Origin of the sequence: Yoonia sediminilitoris, assembly GCF_003058085.1 — a bacterium.
In the GTDB taxonomy this organism is placed as follows: domain Bacteria; phylum Pseudomonadota; class Alphaproteobacteria; order Rhodobacterales; family Rhodobacteraceae; genus Yoonia; species Yoonia sediminilitoris.
The window spans coordinates 39,317-60,226 of sequence record NZ_QBUD01000017.1 but is presented as its reverse complement, the minus strand read 5'-3'; the positions used below and the strand labels follow the sequence as shown (position 1 = coordinate 60,226).

Here is a 20,910-nt window from a genome sequence, read left to right as displayed (position 1 = left end):
ATCAAAAATCGTAGGACCATCCGAAAAGCAAAAAGGGCAAAGGATAAGATGTCCTTTGCCCTCTTTTTTTGCAGCGCCTTATAGGTACGAGTGGGCCTCTGTCAGCCCTTACCCTTCCAAGGCACCAGCACCCGCTCGGCCCAGCGCATCAGCATGTCGATGCCAAAGCCGATCACACCGATCAGGATAATGCCCATGATCACGATATCGGTGTTCTGAAACTTCGATGCAGTCATGATCATCATGCCAGCGCCCTGTTCGGCGGCGACAAGTTCGGCAGCAACCACCGTACCCCAGCATACCCCCATTGCGACCCGCGCACCGGTAAATATCTCAGGCAGGGAATTGGGGATAATCACATGGCGCATGATCTGCCATTTGGATGCACCCAGCGAATAGGCTGCATGGACCTTGGAAATCCGCACGCCAGAGACGCCCGAACGGGCCGCAATTGCCATGATCCACAAGGCTGCAAGAAACAGCAGGATGATCTTGCCTGCCTCACCGATACCGGCCCAGATGATCACCAGCGGGATCAGGGCCAAAGGCGGCACCGGGCGCATGAATTCGACAATCGGGTCGAACCAGCCCCGAAACCAGTTGCTCAGCCCCATGGCGTAGCCCAGCGGGATGCCAACCAGTGCCCCCAGGAGGAAACCGGCAATGACGCGGAAGAGCGAATAGCCCAAATGCTGCCATAGGCTGAAGTTACGGAAACCTTCCTGGGTTATCTTTATCGTTCGGTCCCACACGGCCTCCGGCGCCGGTAGGTAGAGTGGCTCCATCTGCCAGCCGCGCGACGGGGCAAAGTTTGGCGTGCCCTTGTCAGACAGGGTCACACTGCCGCCCTCAACCTTGACTGTTTCACCGGGCGCGATGGGCTGTCCGTTGATCGCAATGACCCGCGCGCCATCGCTCTTGGTCAAATCATCGTTCGCGGCAACATTGATCAGGCCTGTGCGCCATTGTGCAACGGTCGCTGAATCATTCTTGGCAAAACCATCGCCCGGTTCCACTTCGGGCGCATCCGTCGGCACTTCGCGCGGATGCACGACGACGGTCACGGTGGCATCATCCGTGCCTTGCCCATCGACTTCTGCGGTGTAGTCAAAGGTTGATGTGCCCTCGAACGGGGCCGGTGCATGCAGAAAACCGGGCAGCAGACTGGACCCCGTAAACATGCCCCACAAGACAAAAATCGAAAAGACCGAGATGACCCCGGCCACCCGGTTGGGCCGCACAGCACTTTCATCACCGAACGTCACGGTCTTGAGCGATGTGTAGTCCTTTGCAACGGCGCGGTGGACCACTTTGGTGACCAGCACATAGGCCAGAATGAAGATCGCTACATAAATCAGAAGGGGGATCATGCTGCATCCTCCGAACGGCCCATGATTTCTTCTTCCATGTCCCAGATCATGCTGAGGATTTCCTCTCGGGTTTGACCGAAATCAGGATGCTTCTTGACCTCGCGCAGGTCCTGATCAACACCCATTTCCGCAAATGGCAGACGGTATTCCTTGTGGATGCGACCCGGACGCGGGGCCATAACGATCAGTCGCTCACCCAGCAGCAACGCCTCTTCGACGGAGTGGGTAATCAGAATGATCGTCTTGCCCGTCTCTTTCCAGAGTTTCAGAACCAGCCCCTGCATCTTTTCGCGGGTCAGCGCATCCAGCGCGCCCAGCGGTTCATCCATCAAGATGACATCGGGGTCATTGGCCAGACAACGGGCCAGTGCCACGCGCTGCTGCATCCCGCCCGACAGTTCATAAACGGCCTTTTCCTTGAAATCCTGCAAGCCCACGACATCAAGCAGATGATCGACAATCTTGTGCTTTTCCGCCTTTGCCATCCCTTTCATGGAGGGGCCGAACCCGACGTTTTCGCGCACGCTCATCCATTCAAACAGTGCACCCTGCTGGAACACCATGCCACGTTCGGCGTCGGGCCCGGTGACCTGATGGCCATTGAGGATGATTTGTCCATCGGTGGGTGCCAGAAACCCTGCCACGATATTGAGCAGCGTGGTCTTGCCACAGCCGGACGGCCCCAGCACCGACAGCAACTCTCCTGCTTGCAGATTGAGAGTGACGTCCTGAAGCGCCTGTACCGACGATCCATTTGGCAAGTCGAACCGCATGGAAAGTTTGTCTATTTGAAGTCCCGACATCCTCTGTCCCTCTTGTTTCTCTTGAAAAGGCCTGCGCGCGGGTCTTTTCAGGAAAAACCAAAGGCAAGGGTTGGCGCGCACCGGCACGCCAACCCAGGTGTCTTAGTTTGCGGCCTGCGTAAGAGGTCCGGTGTTCACAGCGTCCTCATAGCTTTCAAGTGCGCTATCAATTGAGCCCGCTTCAACGAACACGTCCGCCACACCCTTCATAAAGGTTGCTGCATTTGACCCCAGCCACGCGTCGGAAAGCTGCGTTTCGACATCCGGGAACTTCATCGTCGAGATTGACGCTTTGGCGGCGTCAACATCCATGCCGGACTGTTCCGCAATCACGGCCAGCATCTCGTCAGGCTGACCCGCGTTCCATTCCGCGTTGGCCGCTGCAGTCACCGCCAGGAACTTTGCGACGACATCACCATTTTCGGCAACATAGGATGCAGGTGCAGATGTCACGTCAAACACCAGAATGCCGAGTTCTTCCTTTTCATCACCTGTGAGCAGGACGTTGCCATACTCCTTCATGGATGTCAGGCCACCACCGTAGCCACATGCAAAGTCCACATCGCCCTGTGCCAGTGCTGACGCACCTGTTGGCGGGTCCATGTCAACGATTTGCAGGGAATCAAGCGGCACACCGAAGTGGTCCATCTGGCGCAGAAAGCCGTAGTGCGCAGCGGTTCCCAACGGCACGGCAACTTTCTTGCCCGCCAACTCACCGGCGCTGTCTTTGTCGATTTCCAGCCCCGCCGCTACGACGCAGTTGTCATTGTCGGAATAGCTGACGGCAACATCAACAACCTGCAAATCCTGCCCGCCGGAGGCCGCGACAACAAATGGCGGCACACCCTGGCTCACGGCAATCTGCACGTCGCCGGACGCCATTGCAGCTGACATCGCGGTGCCTGTCTCAAAAGACACCCAGTTCACCTTCATGCCCAGTGCCTCATCATAGGCGCCCGATGCTTTGGCCGCCAGAAACGGCATTGGCCACTCAAGGAAATAAGCAGCTGTAATTTCGCCGTGCCCGTCCGCAGTCGCTTGCATGCCTGTCAGCATTGCAGCACCGGCAACAGCCCCCATCAGCGTTGTTTTGATCTTCATTTTTGTTCTCCCATGTTGTCGTAAGCAAGGTCGCCCCTGCCGCGATACTGCAGATGAACATGGTTTTTTACCGTTGCCCAGCCGCAATATATTATCACCACTACAGCCCGGCGTTCGGTCAAACGCCTGCCGGGCGGAGCAGATTATTCAGTAGCCAAGGCAATTCAGGGCCAGCGGTCAATCGCAAGAAAATCTCGCGAAATCCGCATGGACTGCCGAAAGAAGACGCGGGATTTCTTCTTTTGTCCTTATTTACAATATCTTGGCATTGAACACCGCGACAAACAGTCCAGAGGCGCCCCGACTTCTGGCTATATTCATGCAGCCCAACTGGCCCTATTGAGATTGCTCAGCGTAGAGGCAAACTGAGGTCAATATGTGCATCGAACGAACTGGATTCGAATTGCATAGCCCTTCTCAAACAACGGAGTTCCCCGGATGGACACCCATGCCTTTGCAAATGACCCAGACCAGATCGTGGAAGCGGACCGCGCCCATGTCTGGCACCATCTGAGCCAGCACAAACCCTACGAAACAATTGACCCACGCATCATCGTCGAAGGCAAGGGCATGCGCGTTTGGGACATCAAGGGCAAGGAACATCTCGACGCTGTGTCAGGCGGCGTATGGACGGTGAACGTGGGCTATGGTCGCGAACGCATCGCCAATGCAGTCGGCGCGCAACTGACCAAGATGTGTTTCTTCGGCGGCACCCTTGGCACAATCCCCGGGGCGCAATTTTCTGAAATGCTGATCGACAAGATGCCGGGTCTGGACCGGGTCTATTACGCCAACTCCGGATCAGAGGCGAACGAAAAGGCCTTCAAGATGGTCCGCCAGATCAGCCACAAGCATTATGGCGGCAAAAAGAACAAGATCCTTTATCGTGAACGCGACTATCACGGCACGACCATTTCTGCGCTCTCGGCTGGCGGTCAGGATGAGCGCAACGCACAATATGGACCGTTTACGCCCGGTTTTGTGCGGGTCCCGCACTGCCTCGAATACCGGTCGCAAGACGGGTCGGTTGGCGAAGAATATGGCGCAAAGGCCGCGCAAGCGATTGAGGATGTGATCCTTGCCGAAGGACCCGATACGATCGGCGCATTGTGTCTTGAGCCCATCACCGCCGGTGGCGGCATCATTGTGCCGCCAAAGGGGTACTGGGACCGCGTGCAGGAGATTTGCAAGAAATACGACATCCTTTTGCATATTGACGAGGTCGTCTGCGGTCTGGGCCGCACAGGGACATGGTTCGGCTATCAGCAGTTCGGCGTGCAGCCTGATATCGTGACAATGGCCAAGGGCGTCGCTTCCGGCTACGCTGCGATTTCGTGCTGCGTGACGACAAACGCTGTTTTCGAGATGTTCAAGGACGACACCGACCACCTGTCATATTTCCGCGATATATCGACGTTTGGCGGCTGCACGGCAGGGCCCGCCGCAGCCATCGAAAACATGAAGATTATAGAAGAAGAAGACCTGCGCGGCAATTCCACCCGCATGGGAGAGCACCTGCAAAACAACTTGCTGGGGCTGATGGAAAAGCACCGCTGGATTGGTGATGTGCGTGGCATGGGCCTGTTCGCTGGTGCGGAACTGGTGACAGATCGCGATAGCAAAGACCCCGTGAATGAAAAGCAGGTTGCAGCCATTGTTGCGGACTGTATGCAACAGGGGATCATCATCGGGGCAACAAACCGGTCATTGCCCGGATACAACAACACGCTGCTATTTGCCCCGCCCCTGATCGCGACAAAGGATGATCTGGACCAGATCACCGACGCCGTTGATCAAGCGATCACACGGGTCTTGGGCTAACACATGATTGGCCGGGGTCTTCCTCGGCCAACACCCGTTCCGGGACAATCAGATCACCTGCCACTTGCTCGGATGGTAGCGCAAAAACGCAAACATGGAGTGTCTGGGATGTTGCGAAAGTGGCAAGACTGGCTGCACCCATGGCAAGCACAATGACGAGATGAAACAAGTTCATGGCAATCCCCTTAATTGACGCAGGGGTTATACGGGGCAGCAACAGAATTCCGGCGCAGTTGCCACAACAAACCGCCAATTTCCGTATCGCGCGATGAGGCGGCGGCAAACCAGGCTGCGGCTTTGGCCTGAGCCATCAGCGAAACCCTATAGCAAAACGCGCGGCTTCTGACCCGGCCCTTGGTTTCATGCCGTTCAGGAGCACAATCCGTTCCTTTTTCTTTCTGTCGACTACAGCGTTTCGCGAAAAACCTGATCCAAAGCTTTTCAGGAAACGTCATGCAACGTTTATATGTTGTGGGCGTTTCACCTTTACCTGATGCCTCAGGTTAAAGGCGAAACGCTTTAGTCTGGGCTTAGGGCCTGCCGAGTAAAGCCCGCGTGGCGCTCAGGCGAGGCAGGCCGGGTGACACGAATGAGATTGGCTGCGATCTCTCGCAGCACTTCCAATGCAAGCTTGGCCTTAAGCTGATCTGTGAAGTCTGGAATACAGCTTGGCTTACTGTCCAGTATTCAAGGACCCCTTCTAGACCCCGGGTTTCGAACGACCTGAACCGCCTCAGGAAACAGGGTGGGGATTGCTTCTGCCAATTCTGGCCAAGAACTGAAAAACGCGCAGCCAGCGATAGTCCCGTTTTGTACGGCGAACCAAGACGATTTGCAGACTTGGCCCAGCAATATAATGCGCGAGCAAATTGGCCTAGGCCGCGATGCGCATCCTTTCCGCGCGAACCTCTTCGGCCTGGCGGGTCATTAGCATGGTCTGTTGATAGGCATCATCTGCCATCTTTGCCTTTAGCTTGCGCGACGCTGCGTCATCGTCGGCTTTGTCCGCGTCCTGACTGCGCACCTCAACAGTACTGCGCATGACTTCAGACCCGACCACAGCGTCACGTTCTTTCTTGTCTGCGATGCGTTCAGGCAGATTTGACGGACGTTCCGTTTCAGCGGATCTGGTTACAGCTGTTTCCGGCGGCCCTTCGGTGCCTGCCTTTTGCGCCCGATCCTTGCTCTGCAAGACGGTTGAGCCTGTCGGCAGCAAAGACGCCGCCGCGCTATTATTCATCAACGTATCGATCATGATCGAGACACCTTGTTCCTACACTTTCACCCAAGGACAAAAAAACACTCGCAGTCTTAACACCGGCTTAACAGTTACGCCGTTTCTTTCCCGTTGGTTAATGGCAGTACTTGCAACCAGCCCCAGTTAAGGCCAGTCTACGCAGGCAATAAGGCCAGTTCAGCGAAAGCAAGCCATGTCCATCAATATCGAGACTTTCTTTCTTGATCCGAACGCAGAAGGGACGCTGCAATCGCGGATTCAACAGATGGTGGCCCAAGGAATTCTCGAAGGCCGGTTTCGGCGTGGTGAACGCTTGCCATCCTCGCGAAAAATGGCGGTGCATCTGGGGGTCAGCAGGATCACGGTCACGCTGGCCTATACCGAACTTGTAGCCGATGATTATCTGGTCTCGCGCGGGCGGTCTGGGTACTTCGTATCTGACAACGCACCCGAACCACCTGCCTTTCCCGCCCGGCGATTTGGGGCGGGCACGGTGGATTGGAACCGCGCGATCGCGCAAAGGCACAGTCCGGGACTGAGCCTGAAAAAGCCGTCCGATTGGGCGAGTTATCGTTACCCGTTCATTTACGGGCAGGCCGACAAGACCCTTTTTGACAGCGCAAACTGGCGGCTGTGTGCGTTGCAAGCGCTTGGGATGCGCGACTTTGCGGCGATGACGTCCGATCTGTACGATGGCGACGATCCTCAACTGATCGAATTCATCGCCCGGCAAACATTGCCACGCCGCGGCATTCTGGCCAATACGGATGAAATTCTGGTGACGATGGGGGCGCAAAACGCGCTTTGGCTATCCGCGCAGGTTTTGCTGAACAGCCGCCGACATGCGGCGATCGAAGACCCTTGCTATCCGGCGCTGCGCAATATCCTTACACAATCGCGTTGCCAGTTGCATAACATCAGCGTTGATTCCGATGGGCTGCCTCCTGACGCGCTCCCCCATGAAACAGATGTTGTGTTTACAACGCCTAGCCATCAATGCCCCACAACAGCGACCATGCCGTTGCACCGGCGCCGCGCCTTGCTTGAACGGGCGGATGCGGATGATTTCCTGATCGTCGAGGACGACTATGAATTTGAAATGTCATTTCTCAAATCACCGTCCCCTTCCTTGAAGTCGCTCGATCAGAACGGGCGCGTGATCTATGTGGGCTCGTTTTCGAAATCGCTGTTTCCCGGTTTGCGCCTTGGCTATCTTGTGGGGCCAGAGCCGTTCATCCGCGAAGCCCGCGCGCTACGCGCGTCGGTGCTGCGCCATCCGCCGGGCCACATCCAACGCACGGTCAGCTATTACCTCTCTTTGGGACATTATGATGCGCTGGTCCGCCGGATGAGCAAAGCCTATCACGAAAGGCGCAAAGTCATGGATGCCGCACTGGAGAAGAACCAACTGACCGTTGCCGGAGAAGGCGCTTACGGCGGTTCATCGGTATGGCTGCGCGCGCCGGATGGGATTGATGCAACTCAATTGGCCGAAACGCTGCGGGCGGATGGCGTCCTGATCGAAGCAGGTGCGCCCTTTTTTGCGAATCCGCAGGGCCACAGCGCCTATTTTCGACTGGCCTATTCATCGATCTCATCCGGTCGCATTGCAGAAGGTGTCGATTTGGTTGCAAGGGCGATCCGCTCCTACCAAAAAAACGGAAGGCCTCATATCGCCTCTGCATCAGCATGACTCAGGCTGGCTGCTGCGAATAATCGTTGATTATTCTGACAGAACAGCTAAAAGGATAGCCTTACATTTTGAGACTAAAAGTCTCATTTTTGAATCCGCTGGCCTTAATACACCGCGTCAACTGGACCTAACGCGACACAGCCGTCGCACATAATGTCGCCCCAACGGCCGGGGGCATGGCCAGGCTGCTTTTACTGATACCAAGAGGGGAAGGACCCATCTAATGAAGATGACCACTGAAGAGGCTTTCGTCAAAACACTGCAAGCGCATGGTATCCGCCATGCGTTCGGGATCATCGGCTCTGCCATGATGCCGATCTCTGATATTTTCCCCAAGGCGGGCATCACATTCTGGGATTGCGCCCACGAAATGACCGCTGGCATGATGGCGGATGGGTACACCCGCGTCACAGGCGAAATGTCGATGATGATCGCCCAGAACGGCCCGGGCATCACGAACTTTGTGACATCTGTCAAAACCGCCTACTGGAACCACACCCCCTGCCTGCTGGTCACACCACAGGCAGCAAACAAGACCATCGGTCAGGGCGGTTTTCAGGAAATGGAACAGATGAACCTGTTCGCCGACTGCGTGGCTTATCAGGAAGAAGTCCGCGACCCGTCCCGCATCTGCGAAGTGCTGGCCCGCGTGATTGCAAAGGCCAAGCGTTTGTCCGGCCCCGCCCAAATCAACATTCCACGTGATTTCTGGACCCAGGTCATCGATATCGAACTGCCTGAACCAATTGAATTCGAAGTCAGCCCCGGTGGCGCGACTTCAATCTCAAAGGCGGCTGAAATGCTGTCCACAGCGAAGTTCCCTGTCATCCTGAACGGTGCTGGCGTTGTTCTGGCCGAAGGTGGCATCGAAGCCTCGCGCCTGTTGGCTGAAAAGCTGGATGCGCCTGTTTGCGTGGGCTACCAGCACAATGACGCCTTCCCCGGCAACCACCCGCTGTTTGCAGGGCCGTTGGGCTACAACGGGTCCAAGGCTGGCATGGAGCTGATCAGCAAGGCTGATGTCGTTCTGGCATTGGGCACACGCTTGAACCCCTTCTCGACCCTGCCCGGCTACGGCATTGACTACTGGCCCAAGGACGCCAAGATCATTCAGGTAGACATCAACCCCGACCGCATCGGCCTGACCAAGAAGATCACCGTGGGTATCGTCGGCGACGCCGCCAAAGTGGCCACCAGCATCACAGAGCAACTGGCCGATGGTGCCGGTGACGCAGGCCGTGCAGACCGCAAGGCGCTAATCGCACAGACCAAATCGGCATGGGCGCAGGAACTGACATCGCTTGACCACGAAGAGGATGATCCGGGCACCACATGGAACGAACGCGCACGCGCAGCCCGTCCTGACTGGATGTCGCCACGCATGGCATGGCGCGCGATCCAGTCCGCAATGCCAGAGGATGCGATCATCTCGTCCGACATCGGCAACAACTGCGCGATTGGCAACGCCTACCCCAGCTTCCCCACAGGGCGCAAATATCTGGCACCGGGTCTGTTTGGACCTTGTGGTTATGGCCTGCCATCCATCATCGGTGCCAAGATTGGCCAGCGCGATGTGCCTGTCATCGGTTTCGCAGGCGACGGCGCCTTTGGGATTTCGGTCAACGAACTGACCGCGATTGGCCGCGACGAATGGCCTGCCATCACGCAGATCGTCTTCCGCAACTACCAGTGGGGTGCTGAAAAGCGCAACTCTACCCTGTGGTTCAATGACAACTTCGTCGGCACCGAACTGGACATGAAAGTGTCATATGCCGGGATCGCCAACGCCTGTGGTCTGAAGGGTGTGCAGGCGCGCACGATGGACGAACTGACCGCAGCCCTCAACGAAGCGATCAAGGATCAGATGGAAAACAACACCACGACCCTGATCGAGGTCATCCTCAATCAGGAACTGGGTGAACCGTTCCGCCGTGACGCCATGAAGAAACCTGTTGAAGTTGCGGGTATCTCTGCTTCCGACATGGCTGCCGAATAGGCTTGCCATTCGATCTAGGCCCCGGACAGGCGGTCGCCCTTGCAGTTGCATTGTTGGGCGCCGCCTTTGTCCGGGGCTATTCGGGGTTTGGGTTTTCGGCTATTTTCATTGCCTTCGCGGCGTTGATAACAAACCCCCTACCCCTCATTCCGGTGGTGTTTTCATGCGAGATCTTGATGACAGTCTTTCAGGCACGCGGCATTCGCGGCCATGTGGACTGGCGTCGTGTTTTTGCACTTCTCGCCGGGGCTGCCGTGATGCTGCCCCTGTCAGTCTGGACCATCCTTTCGCTGGGCGAAAGCGCGGTCAGACTGACCGTTTCGCTGATCGTTCTTGCCATGTCGCTGGTGTTGCTGTCAGGCTGGACATTGCGACGCACGATTGGCGCGCCGGGGCATTTCGGTGTGGGCATCTTGTCGGGTCTATGCAACGGCGCAGGCATCGGGGGGCTGCCGGTGGCTGCTTTCATGACCGCGCAACCCATGGCACCCCAGCGGTTTCGCGCCACGATGATCGTCTTTCTGACCGGTCTGGATCTTATCACCATGCCCTTGCTGTGGGCGGGCGGATTGATAACGTGGGACACAGCCGCCGGGCTGGGTCTGGCCTTTCCGCTGCTCGGATTGGGGGTCTGGCTGGGCGGGCGTCAGTTTCTTGCCGCGTCCCCAACGACCTTTCGCCGCTTTGCGGTTATGCTCCTTCTAGCGCTGGCTCTGCTGGGCCTTTTGCGCGCGATTACTGAGGTTTGATATGTCATCACCGTTCCTGTCCAAACGCGAAGCTGTTGCACCGCAAGAGCTGATCGCACGCGCGCAGAAGTTCGCACCACCACGGGTCGCGATTGCCCGCGCTGGTGCGCCCTTGCCGATGGAAGCGGCAGAGGACGCGACCAAAGCGGGCATCATGATCCCGGTTTTTGTGGGTGAGGCTGATGAAATCCGGGCCGAGGCAGCAAAGCTGGAATGGGACATTTCCGGCTACGCCATCCACGACACCAATGGCGAGGCCGAGGCGGGCCAGACCGCCGCCGCCCTTTGCGGAGCGGGCGAAGCCGACGTGCTGATGAAAGGCAACCTGCACACGGATGTCTTTATGAAATCTGCTGTCAGCCGCGATGCGGGGCTGCGCACGGGGGCGCGCTTTGTGCACATTTTCCACATCACCCATCCTGATGGGGGCAAACCGATTTTGATTTCCGACGCTGCGGTCAACGTGGCCCCCGATCTGGAAACCCGCCAGACCTGCATCGCGCAGGTGAATGACCTGCTGCACCGCTTGGGCAATGACCGTCCCAAAATCGCCATTCTCTCCGCGACCGAAAGTGCCATTCCGTCGGTCCCCAGTTCCATGGATGGCAAGGCGCTGGCTGATTGGGCCGCAACGCACATCAGCAACGCCGATGTGTCCGGCCCTTTGGCGCTTGACCTGATCCTGTCGCCCGATGCCGTCGCCACAAAGGGGCTGACCGACAATCCGGTCGCAGGTCAGGCAGATGCGATCATCGTGCCCGACATTGTGTCGGGCAACGCCCTGTTCAAAGCCTTTGTCTACATCGGCGGCGGTTGTGCGGCTGGCGTGGTGACGGGGGCAAAGGTACCTATCCTGCTGACCTCACGCGCAGATCCGCCCGCCGCGCGGCTTGCATCTGCCGCACTCGCGTCGATCAAATGCGCACTGCCGAAATAGGGCAATCAGCATGATCCTTGTCCTCAACGCCGGTTCTTCATCCCTCAAGATCGAGCTTTTCGATCATGGGCTGACGTCAGTGGTGAGCGGGGCCGTGACCAATATCGGCACACAGGGTGAATTGAAGCTGGGCGATGCCCGGCAAGAGGTCACGGCTGTCGATCATGCGGCGGCACTTGCCGCGATGCTGGGCGCGCTGGACAAGGCCGGGCATCCGATCAGCGCACTGGATGCCGCAGCACACCGCGTCGTGCATGGCGGGACAATCTTGACGCAACCGGCGCGCCTGACGACATCCGTCATCAAGACCATTGAAAGCGTGGTGCCGCTGGCACCCCTCCATAATCCCAACAATCTGGCGGGCATCTATGCCCTGCAACACGCGGCCCCCGACCTGCCGCAATACTGCAGCTTCGGGACGGCGTTCCATGCCGCCAATCCCGAAGTCGCCATCCGCTATGCCATCCCCAAAACCCAACATGATGCAGGTATTCGCCGCTACGGGTTTCACGGACTTTCATACGCCAATATGGTGGCAGAGTTCGGCGCTGACCTGCCGCATCGCCTGCTGGCTTTTCATTTGGGTAATGGGGCCAGCCTTTGTGCCATTCTGGACGGGAAGTCCTATGCGACATCAATGGGTTACTCGCCTCTGTCCGGCCTGACAATGGGCACGCGGTCAGGCGATATCGACGGTGCAGCAGTCCTGCGCATGTCCAAAGCCTTTGGCGAAGACGAAACAGACCGGCTGCTCAACAACGCCTCGGGGCTCAAGGCGCTAGCAGGCGACAACAACATGAAAACGCTGTTGGCGCGCGATGATCCTGACGCGAAATTCGCGGTCGAGCATTTCTGCTATTGGGCGGCCCGGCACGCAGGGTCTGCGCTGGTTGCAATGGGCGGGTTGGATGCCGTCGCCTTTACCGGCGGCATCGGCGAAAACGCAACCCCCGTGCGCGACCGGATCATGGAACTGCTGGCCTGCTTTGGTGATGTACCCGTGCATATCGTCACCGCCGACGAAGAAAAGCAAATCGCCCGCGATGCGCTGACCCTGATAGCCAAGGGGCAGTAATGGACGCGCTGACACTCATCAATCTGACAGCGCCGGAGTTCGCAGCCCTCGCCTTGATCGTCACGATCGCCGGGGTCGTGCGCGGTTTTTCCGGCTTTGCCCTGTCCGCGCTGGTCATGGCCTCTGGCGTGCTGATCCTGCCGCCAATCGAGTTGATCCCGATCTGCTGGTGTCTGGAAATGGCCGCGTCTGTCCTCATGGCGCGGGGCGGCTGGCAAGAGGCTGACCGCCGCATCGTCATGGGCCTGGTCATCGGGTCCACGCTTGGCGTGCCGTTTGGGGTGCTGGCGGTGCAGGCACTGTCGGTAGAGGCGTCAAAGGCTGTTGTCCTGACGGTCATCATCATCTTGGCACTCACCCAACTGGCCCGGATCAGGATCGCGTTCCTCGCCACCAAAGCTGGCGTCTATGCAGCCGGTTTTGTCGCAGGCATTGTCACCGGGCTTGCGTCAGTCGGCGGCATGGTCGTCGCCCTTTATGTGCTGTCGCAAGACGCGCCTGCCGCCAAGATGCGGGCCGCCCTTGTGCTGTTTCTATTCATCAGCCTGTTCACCACCATTATCACCTATTTGGCTACGGGCGTCATGAATGCGCAGGCCGCAACGCGCGGCCTTGCCTTATCTGCCTTTGCCTGTGCGGGGGTGTTTGCCGGACAAAAGCTGTTCATCCCGCGATTTGCCCCTTTCTACCGTCCCTTCTGCCTGCTGCTGCTAAGCGGGCTGGCGGTATCGGGGCTTGTCAGGACGCAACTGTCATGAGCCGCAGGTTAATATCATACGCAACTTGGCCTAATTCCATTGCCATTTTGCCCCCCGCCGGGGTTAACTCGTCACTGAATGCCCGACCCGAAAGGTAACTGTTATGTCACTAGATCAGCCAAACATTGATACATCCCCCAAGGTTTCGGACGAGGTGCGCAAAACCACTTGCTACATGTGTGCCTGCCGCTGTGGCATCAACGTGCATATGAAGGACGGCAAGGTCGCCTATATCGAAGGCAACAAAGACCATCCGGTGAACCAGGGCGTATTGTGCGCCAAAGGCTCCGCCGGGATCATGCAGCATAACGCGCCGTCCCGTCTGCGCGCGCCCCTGATGCGGGTGGGCGAGCGTGGTTCGGGTGAATTCGTCGAAATCAGTTGGGACGCGGCCCTGAAAAAGGCCGTTGAATGGCTCAAACCCGTGCGTGAAAAGCACCCCGAAAAGCTGGCGTTCTTTACAGGCCGAGACCAGTCACAATCTTTCACCAGCTTCTGGGCGCAAGGATTCGGCACCCCGAATTATGCCGCGCACGGCGGGTTCTGTTCGGTGAACATGGCAGCAGCGGGCATCTATACGATGGGCGGGGCGTTCTGGGAATTCGGACAGCCCGATTGGGACAACACCAAGCTGTTCATGCTGTTCGGCGTGGCCGAGGACCACGACAGCAACCCGATCAAGATGGGCATTGGCAAGCTCAAGAAGCGCGGCGCGCGGATGATCGGGGTAAACCCTATCCGCACAGGCTACAACGCCGTCGCCGACGATTGGGTCGGCATCACGCCCGGCACAGACGGTCTGTTTATCCTTGCGATTGTCCACTGCCTGATGAAGGCGGGCAAGGTTGATCTGGACTATCTGGCGCGTTTCACCAATGCCTCTGTTCTGGTGAACGAAGACGCCGACAGCGACCAGTTTGGCCTGTTTTTGCGCGACAGCGACGGCCAGCCGCAGGTGATTGACCGCAACACCGGCAAGCTGGCCCCATGGAACGGTCAAGGGGTCGAGCCTGACTTGTCCGCCACCTACCGCGACAAGGGCGTCACGCATCGGCCCGTGTTCCACCTGATGGCTGACCGCTATCTGCAGGACGACTACGCGCCAGAGGCAGTGGCCGAAAAATGCGGCATCTCCGCCGAACGCATCCGCGCTATTGCTGCCGATCTGGCTCGCGTGGCCTTTGACGAAGCGATTGAGCTTGATCGTGAATGGACCGACTTCCGGGGCAAGAAGCACGCCAAAATGGTCGGACGCCCGGTCAGTTTTCACGCGATGCGGGGGATTTCAGCACATTCCAACGGATTCCAGACATGCCGCGCGCTGCATGTGCTGCAAATCCTGCTTGGGTCTGTGGAAACCCCCGGCGGGATGCGGTTCAAACCGCCCTACCCCAAACCCGCGACCGCCCACCCCAAGCCGCACGGCAAGGTTACGCCGGGTGCCGCACTCGATGGGCCACACCTTGGCTATACCCACGGCCCCGAAGACCTGCTGCTGGATGATGACGGCAATCCGACCCGCATCGACAAGGCCTATTCATGGGAAAACCCGATGTCGGCCCACGGGTTGATGCATATGGTCATTTCCAACGCCCATGCCGGTGTGCCCTACAAAATCGACACGCTGTTCATGTATATGGCGAACATGTCGTGGAATTCATCGATGAACGTCGGTGGCGTCCACAAGATGCTTACCGACAAGGATGAAAATGGCGACTATGTGATCCCGCATATCATCTATTCCGATGCCTATTCGTCTGAAATGGTCGCCTATGCTGACCTGATCCTGCCCGACACGACGTATCTGGAACGGCACGATTGTATCTCCCTGCTGGACCGGCCGATTTGTGAGGCTGACGGCGTTGCCGATGCGATCCGCTGGCCCGTGGTGGAACCTGACCGCGACGTGCGCGGGTTTCAGTCGGTGCTGTGTGAACTGGGCGGCATGCTGGGCTTGCCGGGGTTTGTGAATGACGATGGCAGCCAGAAATACGCCGACTATGCCGACTACATCACCAACCACATCCGGCGCCCCGGCATCGGCCCGCTGGCCGGTTTCCGCAAAGGTGACAACGGCCCCCAAGGCGGGCGCGGTGACGTGAACCCCGACCAGTTGCAGAGCTATATCGACAACGGCGGTTTCTGGATCGAGCATGTCCCCGAGAACGCCGCCTACTACAAACCGTTCAGCATGGATTATCAGGATTGGGCTGTCAAAATGGGCTTTTACGATGTGGTCCAGCCCTACATCTTCCAGCTTTATGTCGAACCGCTGCGCAAGTTTCAGGCAGCCGCCGAAGGCATCGGCACCCGCCAGCCCCCCGAACACCTGCGCGACCGGTTGATGTCTACGATGGACCCGCTGCCGATCTGGTATGAACCATTCGAAGATACCGCCGTCGATCTGAACGAATACCCGATCCATGCGCTGACACAGCGGCCGATGGCGATGTACCATTCATGGGGCACCCAGAACGCATGGCTGCGGCAAATCCACGGGCATAACCCGTTATATGTGCCAACCAAAATCTGGGAAGCGAACGGCTTTTCAGATGGCGATTGGGCGAAGGTGTCGTCGGTCCACGGGTCCATCGTTGTGCCGGTCGCGCATCAGGCCAGCCTTAACGAAAATACGGTCTGGACATGGAACGCCATCGGCAAACGCAAAGGCGCATGGGCATTGGACAAGAACGCGCCCGAGGCGACCAAGGGCTTCCTGCTCAATCACCTGATCCATGAATTGATGCCGCCCAAGGGCGACGGGCTGCGATGGGCGAACTCTGACCCTGTAACCGGTCAGGCGGCCTGGTTTGACTTGCGGGTCAAAATCGAAAAATCCGCGATCCCGAACGAAGCCCAGCCCGCGATGCCCGCCATCAAATCGCCGGTCCCTGACGCCCCCACCCATTTGGAGTGGAAGGTCAGAAAATGAAAAAGGCGCATATTCTCATGCTGATCGCAGCCTTCATCACCCTGACACTTGGCAGCTTCATCTGGTTTATCGCCACGTGGGATAGCGCCAAAGAACAACCCATTGGCCAGCTTGCGCCAGCACCTATCGAAAGGGCCACCACATGACCCAGTTGCCACCGCCATCCACCAAGAAACTAGGGCTGGTCATTGATCTGGATACCTGCGTCGGGTGCCACGCCTGCGTGATTTCCTGCAAGGGCTGGAACACCGAAAACTACGGCGCGCCGCTGTCTGACCAGGACCCCTACGGCGGCGACCCGACGGGGACTTTCCTGAACCGCGTGCATTCCTACGAAGTGCAACCGGATGCCGGTGCAGCCCAGTTGATCCATTTCCCCAAGTCGTGTCTTCATTGCGAGGATGCCCCCTGTGTCACCGTCTGCCCAACCGGTGCCAGCTACAAACGCAGCGAAGACGGAATAGTGCTGGTCAATGAAAGCGACTGCATTGGCTGCGGGTTATGTGCATGGGCCTGCCCATACGGTGCGCGCGAACTGGACGCTGCCGAAGGGGTGATGAAGAAATGTACCCTTTGCGTTGACCGTATCTATAACGAAAACCTGCCCGAAGAAGACCGCCAGCCTGCTTGCGTACGCACCTGCCCCGCTGGCGCCCGCCACTTTGGCGATCTGGGCGATGCGGACAGCGACGTGTCCAAACTGGTGGCCGAACGCGGCGGGTTTGACCTGATGCCCGAACAGGGCACCAAGCCGGTCAACAAATACCTGCCGCCGCGCCCAAAGGACGAGATGCCTGAATTTGACGTGCTCGCCCCCTATCTTGAACCTATCGCCCAAGACGGCAAAGGCTTTGCCGCGTGGCTTGACAAAGCCCTGTCTGCCCTGCCCGGAGGAGCCAAATAATGCATCCAGCACCATCCGTTATCGTATTCACTGTCTTTTCCGGCATCGGTTTTGGCATGTTATTCTGGCTGGGTCTGGGGGCGATTGTGCCCACGGGCTTCGGGGCCTTCATCTGGTTTGCCATCGCATATCTGTTTGCCGTTGGTGGCTTGCTGGCCTCGACCTTTCACCTCGGGCACCCCGAACGGGCGGTCAAGGCTTTCAGTCAGTGGAAAACAAGTTGGCTCAGCCGTGAGGGCATTTGTGCCGTCGCAACACTGTTTATCATGGCCATCTACGGGGCCGGGCTGGTGTTTGCGGGCACGAGGCTTGGCCTGTTGGGCTTTCTGGGGGCCGTGGGATCACTCGGCACAGTGTTCACGACCGCGATGATCTATGCACAGTTGAAAACCGTGCCGCGCTGGAAACACTGGACAACCCCTGCCCTGTTTCTGACGCTGTCCATCGGCGGCGGAGCCTTGATGACAGGCCAGATATGGCTGACCATTATTCTGTTCCTCATCGCAGGCGGCTTACAATTCTACGCATGGACTAGCGGCGATACGCGGCTGGCTGCATCCGGCACCAATATGGAAACCGCCACAGGCCTTGGCCACATAGGCAAGGTCCGCGCGTTCGAACCGCCGCACACCGGCACCAACTATCTGATGCGTGAATTCATCCACGAAGTGGGGCGCAAACATGCGCAACAATTGCGGATTTTGGCGTTGGGCCTTGGCTTTGTCGTGCCTGTGATTCTGCTGCTCTTGCCGTTCAGTCACCTGCTTGCCGTTCTGGCCGTGCTCAGCCACCTCACCGGCATGCTGGCCCTGCGCTGGCTGTTCTTTGCACAGGCCGAACATGTGGTGGGGCTGTATTACGGGAAGAGGTAGTCGCCAGTTCGCAAGGCATGGCCTGTGACGCACAAGTGGCACGGGACTGGAGATGAGGCCACTCGAGCAATTGCAGAGCTTAATATCGATGAATGTTGTGCGCACTTTGCTGCCGTTTAGGGTTCCAATTTGAATGTCGGCTTTTGCAGCAATGCATGTCACGAAATTCGACGTCGCGCCAACTCGCGGTATAGGGCTTCGCGGCTTACAGACAATTCATCTGCTAAGCCTTGCCACTTACCTCTCTGGGGAAGATTGCCGTACTCAGCCATCCACGCATCAAGTCGCTCTGCAACAGTTTTCAGACTGCGGACTTCAGCACGCATCCGTGCTTGTTGGACGCCATGCGCCAGATACGAAGCCCAAGCTTCGGATAGGGGCTGATTGGATCGAAGCGCATCTAGAAAGGACTCGCGCGGCATAGATGCGAGCTCAGACGGTTCCACCGCTATACAATCACAATGATATCTGCGCGCATACACGGATGCCTCAGCGATGATATGTCCGGATGATGCACGCTGCAAAACTGCTTGTTGTCCTGACGCCAGTGGCCGGACCAGCGCGGTGTGACCTTTGCATACCAGAAATACCTGCGTCACCTCGGACTCAGATCGAAAGACGATATCGCCAGGACCAAATTGCCGAACCGTCTTGGCTTCAAAGATCGGAAAATCCCGCCACATGATAGGTATCATATGGAATCAGACTAGATTGCGCCAGATGTTAAGGAAAGAAGGAGATTTACATGACAAGATTATTCGCTTTCCTCATCGCTTCGGTCGCTTTCTCATCTATTGCGGCAGCCGACGAGACGCATCAGCCATATCAGGGCTTTGAAACGCGTGAGATCACAAGCCTGTCTGAACAAGACATCGAAGCTTTGCGGGAAGGGTCAGGTTGGGGCCTTGCCTTGCCTGCTGAACTCAATGGTTATCCGGGTCCGGCTCATGTTCTCGAACTCGCTGATGAACTCGACCTTTCTGACGGGCAGCAACAACGCATATCCATGATATTTAAAGAGATGCGTGTCGATGCCATCGCAAAGGGCGAAGCATTAATAGAGGCAGAGCGCAGTCTGGACGAGGGATTTAGATCGACCAGTTTGGATGCAAATCAGCTGAGGCACCTCATTGATGAAGCGGAAGCTGCGCGCGCTGATCTAAGATATGTTCATCTATCACGCCATTTGATGACAACGGAGCTTTTGAGCGCAGAGAAGGTCGCCGCATACGCTGTCTTGCGAGGCTACGCTTCGGACCCGTGTTCATCTGTTCCAGATGGGCACGATGCAACATTGTGGCAACGCCACAACGGATGCGACGACCAATAAGAACCGACATTCGTGCAGCACGCACCATTGGTCTAAGTGGGCTCTTTGCGGACGTGCTACTATCCAATTGATTTTCTGAGAATTCCAGTTATCGGCGGGGCCGAACAGGTGATCATACGTCTTGGGGGATGCGGACTGTCAGCCCGTTTTCCCGCAATGCGCCAACGATTTCATCCACATGGGTCTGGTCGCGAGCTTCGATGACGACCTCAAGTTCGGCCTGTTTCAGCGATACGCTTTGCATCATGCGTTGGTGGATCACTTCAATCACGTTGGCCCCCGCGTCCCCGATGATCCGCGATATTTTGGAAAGTTGACCGGGCGTGTCGCTGATTTCAAACGTCAGCCGCGTGATCCGGCCATCGCGCATCAGGCCGCGCAGGATCAGCGTGGACAGCAGGCGGGAATCGATATTCCCGCCGCAAATCACAAGGCCCACCTTTTTGCCTTTATATTGGTCCAGATGCTTTTCTATCACGGCCAGCCCGGCGCCTGCGGCACCCTCGGCGACCAGCTTTTCGTAGGATAGCAGATCAAAGATCGCATTCTCGATTTCGGCCTCTGTCGCGCTGTCGATACGGTCGACAAGGCGGCGGATCACGTCAAGATTTGCATCCGCAGGCTGGCGCACCGCAATGCCTTCGGCCAGTGTTGCGCCTGCAAAGTTGGGCGCGGCCTCGTCAAAATCAGCCTTGGCCGCATCAAACAGATGCGCCTGCGCGCCCACGATCTCGATCTGGGGTTTGACGCCTTTGGCCGCGATAGCCATGCCCGCGATCAGGCCACCGCCGCCAATCGGTACAACAATTGTATCAAGATCAGGGTCCTGTTCGAGCATCTCCAGCGCGACAGTGCCTTGGCCCGCCACAACCATCGGGTCGTCAAACGGATGGATAAATGTCAGGCCCTTTTGCGCAGCCAGATCAAGCGTGAACTGCACGCTGTCATCGAAGCCTTGGCCATGGATAACCACCTCTGCCCCCAGATCGCTCGTGCGTTTGATCTTGTTGAAAGGTGTCCCCTCCGGCATCACGATTGTTGCCGGAATACCAAGCCGGTTTGAGTGATAGGCAACACCCTGCGCATGGTTGCCCGCGCTACAGGCGATCACGCCGGTTTTGCGCATGTCGTCCGTCAGGGTCAGCAGCTTGGCCAGCGCGCCACGCGCCTTGAAGGCGTTGGTGTGTTGCAGGTTTTCCAGCTTGAGCGACAGATCAATGCCCAGATGGTGCGACAACCGGGTCGCGGGCACCATGGGCGTGCGTATGGTCGCGGGTTTGATCGTCTCGTAGACGGCTTTGATCTGTTCGACGTCGAGCTCCACGGTATTCT

Annotated in this window: 20 protein-coding genes; 12 read left to right on the top strand and 8 right to left on the bottom strand. The window is 57.7% G+C overall.

What is annotated here, in order from left to right:
- Positions 1-101: 101 nt before the first annotated feature.
- The 3 genes from C8N45_RS20705 to C8N45_RS20695 form a co-directional block, all read right to left on the bottom strand.
- The gene (locus C8N45_RS20705; protein ID WP_108388562.1) at positions 102-1,370 is read right to left on the bottom strand and encodes an ABC transporter permease; all 1,269 of its coding nucleotides are present in this window, start codon (positions 1,368-1,370) and stop codon (positions 102-104) included.
- Entirely contained in the window at positions 1,367-2,173 is an 807-nt protein-coding gene (locus C8N45_RS20700; RefSeq protein ID WP_108388560.1) for a taurine ABC transporter ATP-binding protein, read from the bottom strand. The genes C8N45_RS20705 and C8N45_RS20700 overlap by 4 nt, the downstream gene beginning before the upstream one ends.
- Positions 2,174-2,275: 102 nt before the next feature.
- A complete protein-coding gene (locus C8N45_RS20695; protein ID WP_108388558.1) occupies positions 2,276-3,274 on the bottom strand; it encodes a taurine ABC transporter substrate-binding protein in 999 nt (332 codons plus the stop codon).
- Positions 3,275-3,712: 438 nt separating this feature from the next.
- Between C8N45_RS20695 and C8N45_RS20690 the strand changes: the two genes are divergently transcribed.
- Complete coding sequence (locus C8N45_RS20690; RefSeq protein ID WP_108388556.1) at positions 3,713-5,095, top strand: aminotransferase family protein; 1,383 nt, start codon at positions 3,713-3,715, stop codon at positions 5,093-5,095.
- Here the strand turns inward: C8N45_RS20690 and C8N45_RS20685 are convergent.
- The 3 genes from C8N45_RS20685 to C8N45_RS20680 form a co-directional block, all read right to left on the bottom strand.
- Positions 5,076-5,270 (bottom strand): hypothetical protein, encoded by a 195-nt coding sequence (locus C8N45_RS20685; RefSeq protein ID WP_108388554.1) that lies wholly within the window; start codon positions 5,268-5,270, stop codon positions 5,076-5,078. The genes C8N45_RS20690 and C8N45_RS20685 overlap by 20 nt on opposite strands.
- 10 nt (positions 5,271-5,280) lie before the next feature.
- Positions 5,281-5,406 carry a hypothetical protein gene (locus C8N45_RS23970; RefSeq protein ID WP_258793353.1) on the bottom strand — a complete coding sequence of 42 codons (126 nt, stop codon included), beginning with the start codon at positions 5,404-5,406 and terminating at the stop codon, positions 5,281-5,283.
- A 563-nt stretch (positions 5,407-5,969) separates the two neighbouring features.
- Positions 5,970-6,350, bottom strand: a complete 381-nt coding sequence (locus C8N45_RS20680) for a hypothetical protein (RefSeq protein WP_108388552.1) — start codon at positions 6,348-6,350, stop codon at positions 5,970-5,972.
- Positions 6,351-6,525: 175 nt separating this feature from the next.
- Here C8N45_RS20680 and pdxR point away from each other — a divergent pair, with 175 nt between their 5' ends.
- The 10 genes from pdxR to C8N45_RS20635 all read left to right on the top strand — a co-directional run bounded on the left by pdxR (position 6,526) and on the right by C8N45_RS20635 (position 18,248).
- Positions 6,526-8,025: a MocR-like pyridoxine biosynthesis transcription factor PdxR gene (pdxR, locus tag C8N45_RS20675; RefSeq protein ID WP_108388549.1), complete on the top strand. Its 1,500-nt coding sequence runs from the start codon at positions 6,526-6,528 to the stop codon at positions 8,023-8,025.
- Positions 8,026-8,248: 223 nt separating this feature from the next.
- Positions 8,249-10,021: a sulfoacetaldehyde acetyltransferase gene (gene xsc, locus C8N45_RS20670; protein WP_108388547.1), complete on the top strand. Its 1,773-nt coding sequence runs from the start codon at positions 8,249-8,251 to the stop codon at positions 10,019-10,021.
- Complete coding sequence (locus C8N45_RS20665) at positions 10,018-10,770, top strand: sulfite exporter TauE/SafE family protein (protein ID WP_108388545.1); 753 nt, start codon at positions 10,018-10,020, stop codon at positions 10,768-10,770. The genes xsc and C8N45_RS20665 overlap by 4 nt, the downstream gene beginning before the upstream one ends.
- A 1-nt stretch (position 10,771) precedes the next feature.
- Positions 10,772-11,707: a phosphate acyltransferase gene (locus C8N45_RS20660; RefSeq protein ID WP_108388543.1), complete on the top strand. Its 936-nt coding sequence runs from the start codon at positions 10,772-10,774 to the stop codon at positions 11,705-11,707.
- 10 nt (positions 11,708-11,717) lie between these two features.
- Positions 11,718-12,782 (top strand): acetate/propionate family kinase, encoded by a 1,065-nt coding sequence (locus C8N45_RS20655; protein WP_108388542.1) that lies wholly within the window; start codon positions 11,718-11,720, stop codon positions 12,780-12,782.
- A complete protein-coding gene (locus tag C8N45_RS20650; RefSeq protein WP_108388540.1) occupies positions 12,782-13,540 on the top strand; it encodes a sulfite exporter TauE/SafE family protein in 759 nt (252 codons plus the stop codon). Before C8N45_RS20655 ends, C8N45_RS20650 begins: the two co-directional genes overlap by 1 nt.
- A gap of 103 nt (positions 13,541-13,643) precedes the next feature.
- Positions 13,644-16,472, top strand: a complete 2,829-nt coding sequence (locus C8N45_RS20645; protein ID WP_108388538.1) for a molybdopterin oxidoreductase family protein — start codon at positions 13,644-13,646, stop codon at positions 16,470-16,472.
- Positions 16,469-16,618 carry a hypothetical protein gene (locus C8N45_RS23335; protein WP_168769541.1) on the top strand — a complete coding sequence of 50 codons (150 nt, stop codon included), beginning with the start codon at positions 16,469-16,471 and terminating at the stop codon, positions 16,616-16,618. The genes C8N45_RS20645 and C8N45_RS23335 overlap by 4 nt, the downstream gene beginning before the upstream one ends.
- Positions 16,615-17,376 carry a 4Fe-4S dicluster domain-containing protein gene (locus C8N45_RS20640; protein ID WP_108388536.1) on the top strand — a complete coding sequence of 254 codons (762 nt, stop codon included), beginning with the start codon at positions 16,615-16,617 and terminating at the stop codon, positions 17,374-17,376. Before C8N45_RS23335 ends, C8N45_RS20640 begins: the two co-directional genes overlap by 4 nt.
- Positions 17,376-18,248, top strand: coding sequence for a dimethyl sulfoxide reductase anchor subunit family protein (locus C8N45_RS20635; protein WP_108388534.1), 873 nt, complete (start codon positions 17,376-17,378; stop codon positions 18,246-18,248). The genes C8N45_RS20640 and C8N45_RS20635 overlap by 1 nt, the downstream gene beginning before the upstream one ends.
- Before the next feature lie 158 nt (positions 18,249-18,406).
- Here C8N45_RS20635 and C8N45_RS24175 read toward each other — a convergent pair whose 3' ends face one another.
- On the bottom strand, positions 18,407-18,931 hold the full coding sequence (locus C8N45_RS24175) for a Crp/Fnr family transcriptional regulator (protein WP_168769540.1): 525 nt from the start codon (positions 18,929-18,931) through the stop codon (positions 18,407-18,409).
- A gap of 62 nt (positions 18,932-18,993) precedes the next feature.
- Here C8N45_RS24175 and C8N45_RS20625 point away from each other — a divergent pair, with 62 nt between their 5' ends.
- Positions 18,994-19,578 carry a Spy/CpxP family protein refolding chaperone gene (locus tag C8N45_RS20625; RefSeq protein ID WP_108388530.1) on the top strand — a complete coding sequence of 195 codons (585 nt, stop codon included), beginning with the start codon at positions 18,994-18,996 and terminating at the stop codon, positions 19,576-19,578.
- 112 nt (positions 19,579-19,690) lie between these two features.
- Here C8N45_RS20625 and C8N45_RS20620 read toward each other — a convergent pair whose 3' ends face one another.
- A complete protein-coding gene (locus C8N45_RS20620; protein ID WP_108388614.1) occupies positions 19,691-20,902 on the bottom strand; it encodes a threonine ammonia-lyase in 1,212 nt (403 codons plus the stop codon).
- Positions 20,903-20,910 lie beyond the last annotated feature (8 nt).

What these genes read in the sequence shown, in the direction of transcription:
- C8N45_RS20690 (WP_108388556.1), top strand. Translation starts at nt 3,713, where the DNA reads ATGGACACCCATGCCTTTGCAAATGACCCAGACCAGATCGTGGAAGCG.
- C8N45_RS20660 (WP_108388543.1), top strand. Translation starts at nt 10,772, where the DNA reads ATGTCATCACCGTTCCTGTCCAAACGCGAAGCTGTTGCACCGCAAGAG.
- C8N45_RS20655 (WP_108388542.1), top strand. Translation starts at nt 11,718, where the DNA reads ATGATCCTTGTCCTCAACGCCGGTTCTTCATCCCTCAAGATCGAGCTT.
- C8N45_RS20685 (WP_108388554.1), bottom strand. Translation starts at nt 5,270, where the DNA reads ATGAACTTGTTTCATCTCGTCATTGTGCTTGCCATGGGTGCAGCCAGT.
- C8N45_RS20650 (WP_108388540.1), top strand. Translation starts at nt 12,782, where the DNA reads ATGGACGCGCTGACACTCATCAATCTGACAGCGCCGGAGTTCGCAGCC.
- C8N45_RS23970 (WP_258793353.1), bottom strand. Translation starts at nt 5,406, where the DNA reads ATGGCTCAGGCCAAAGCCGCAGCCTGGTTTGCCGCCGCCTCATCGCGC.
- C8N45_RS23335 (WP_168769541.1), top strand. Translation starts at nt 16,469, where the DNA reads ATGAAAAAGGCGCATATTCTCATGCTGATCGCAGCCTTCATCACCCTG.
- C8N45_RS20625 (WP_108388530.1), top strand. Translation starts at nt 18,994, where the DNA reads ATGACAAGATTATTCGCTTTCCTCATCGCTTCGGTCGCTTTCTCATCT.
- C8N45_RS20640 (WP_108388536.1), top strand. Translation starts at nt 16,615, where the DNA reads ATGACCCAGTTGCCACCGCCATCCACCAAGAAACTAGGGCTGGTCATT.
- pdxR (WP_108388549.1), top strand. Translation starts at nt 6,526, where the DNA reads ATGTCCATCAATATCGAGACTTTCTTTCTTGATCCGAACGCAGAAGGG.
- C8N45_RS24175 (WP_168769540.1), bottom strand. Translation starts at nt 18,931, where the DNA reads ATGTGGCGGGATTTTCCGATCTTTGAAGCCAAGACGGTTCGGCAATTT.
- C8N45_RS20680 (WP_108388552.1), bottom strand. Translation starts at nt 6,350, where the DNA reads ATGATCGATACGTTGATGAATAATAGCGCGGCGGCGTCTTTGCTGCCG.
- C8N45_RS20705 (WP_108388562.1), bottom strand. Translation starts at nt 1,370, where the DNA reads ATGATCCCCCTTCTGATTTATGTAGCGATCTTCATTCTGGCCTATGTG.
- C8N45_RS20700 (WP_108388560.1), bottom strand. Translation starts at nt 2,173, where the DNA reads ATGTCGGGACTTCAAATAGACAAACTTTCCATGCGGTTCGACTTGCCA.
- C8N45_RS20695 (WP_108388558.1), bottom strand. Translation starts at nt 3,274, where the DNA reads ATGAAGATCAAAACAACGCTGATGGGGGCTGTTGCCGGTGCTGCAATG.
- C8N45_RS20645 (WP_108388538.1), top strand. Translation starts at nt 13,644, where the DNA reads ATGTCACTAGATCAGCCAAACATTGATACATCCCCCAAGGTTTCGGAC.
- xsc (WP_108388547.1), top strand. Translation starts at nt 8,249, where the DNA reads ATGAAGATGACCACTGAAGAGGCTTTCGTCAAAACACTGCAAGCGCAT.
- C8N45_RS20635 (WP_108388534.1), top strand. Translation starts at nt 17,376, where the DNA reads ATGCATCCAGCACCATCCGTTATCGTATTCACTGTCTTTTCCGGCATC.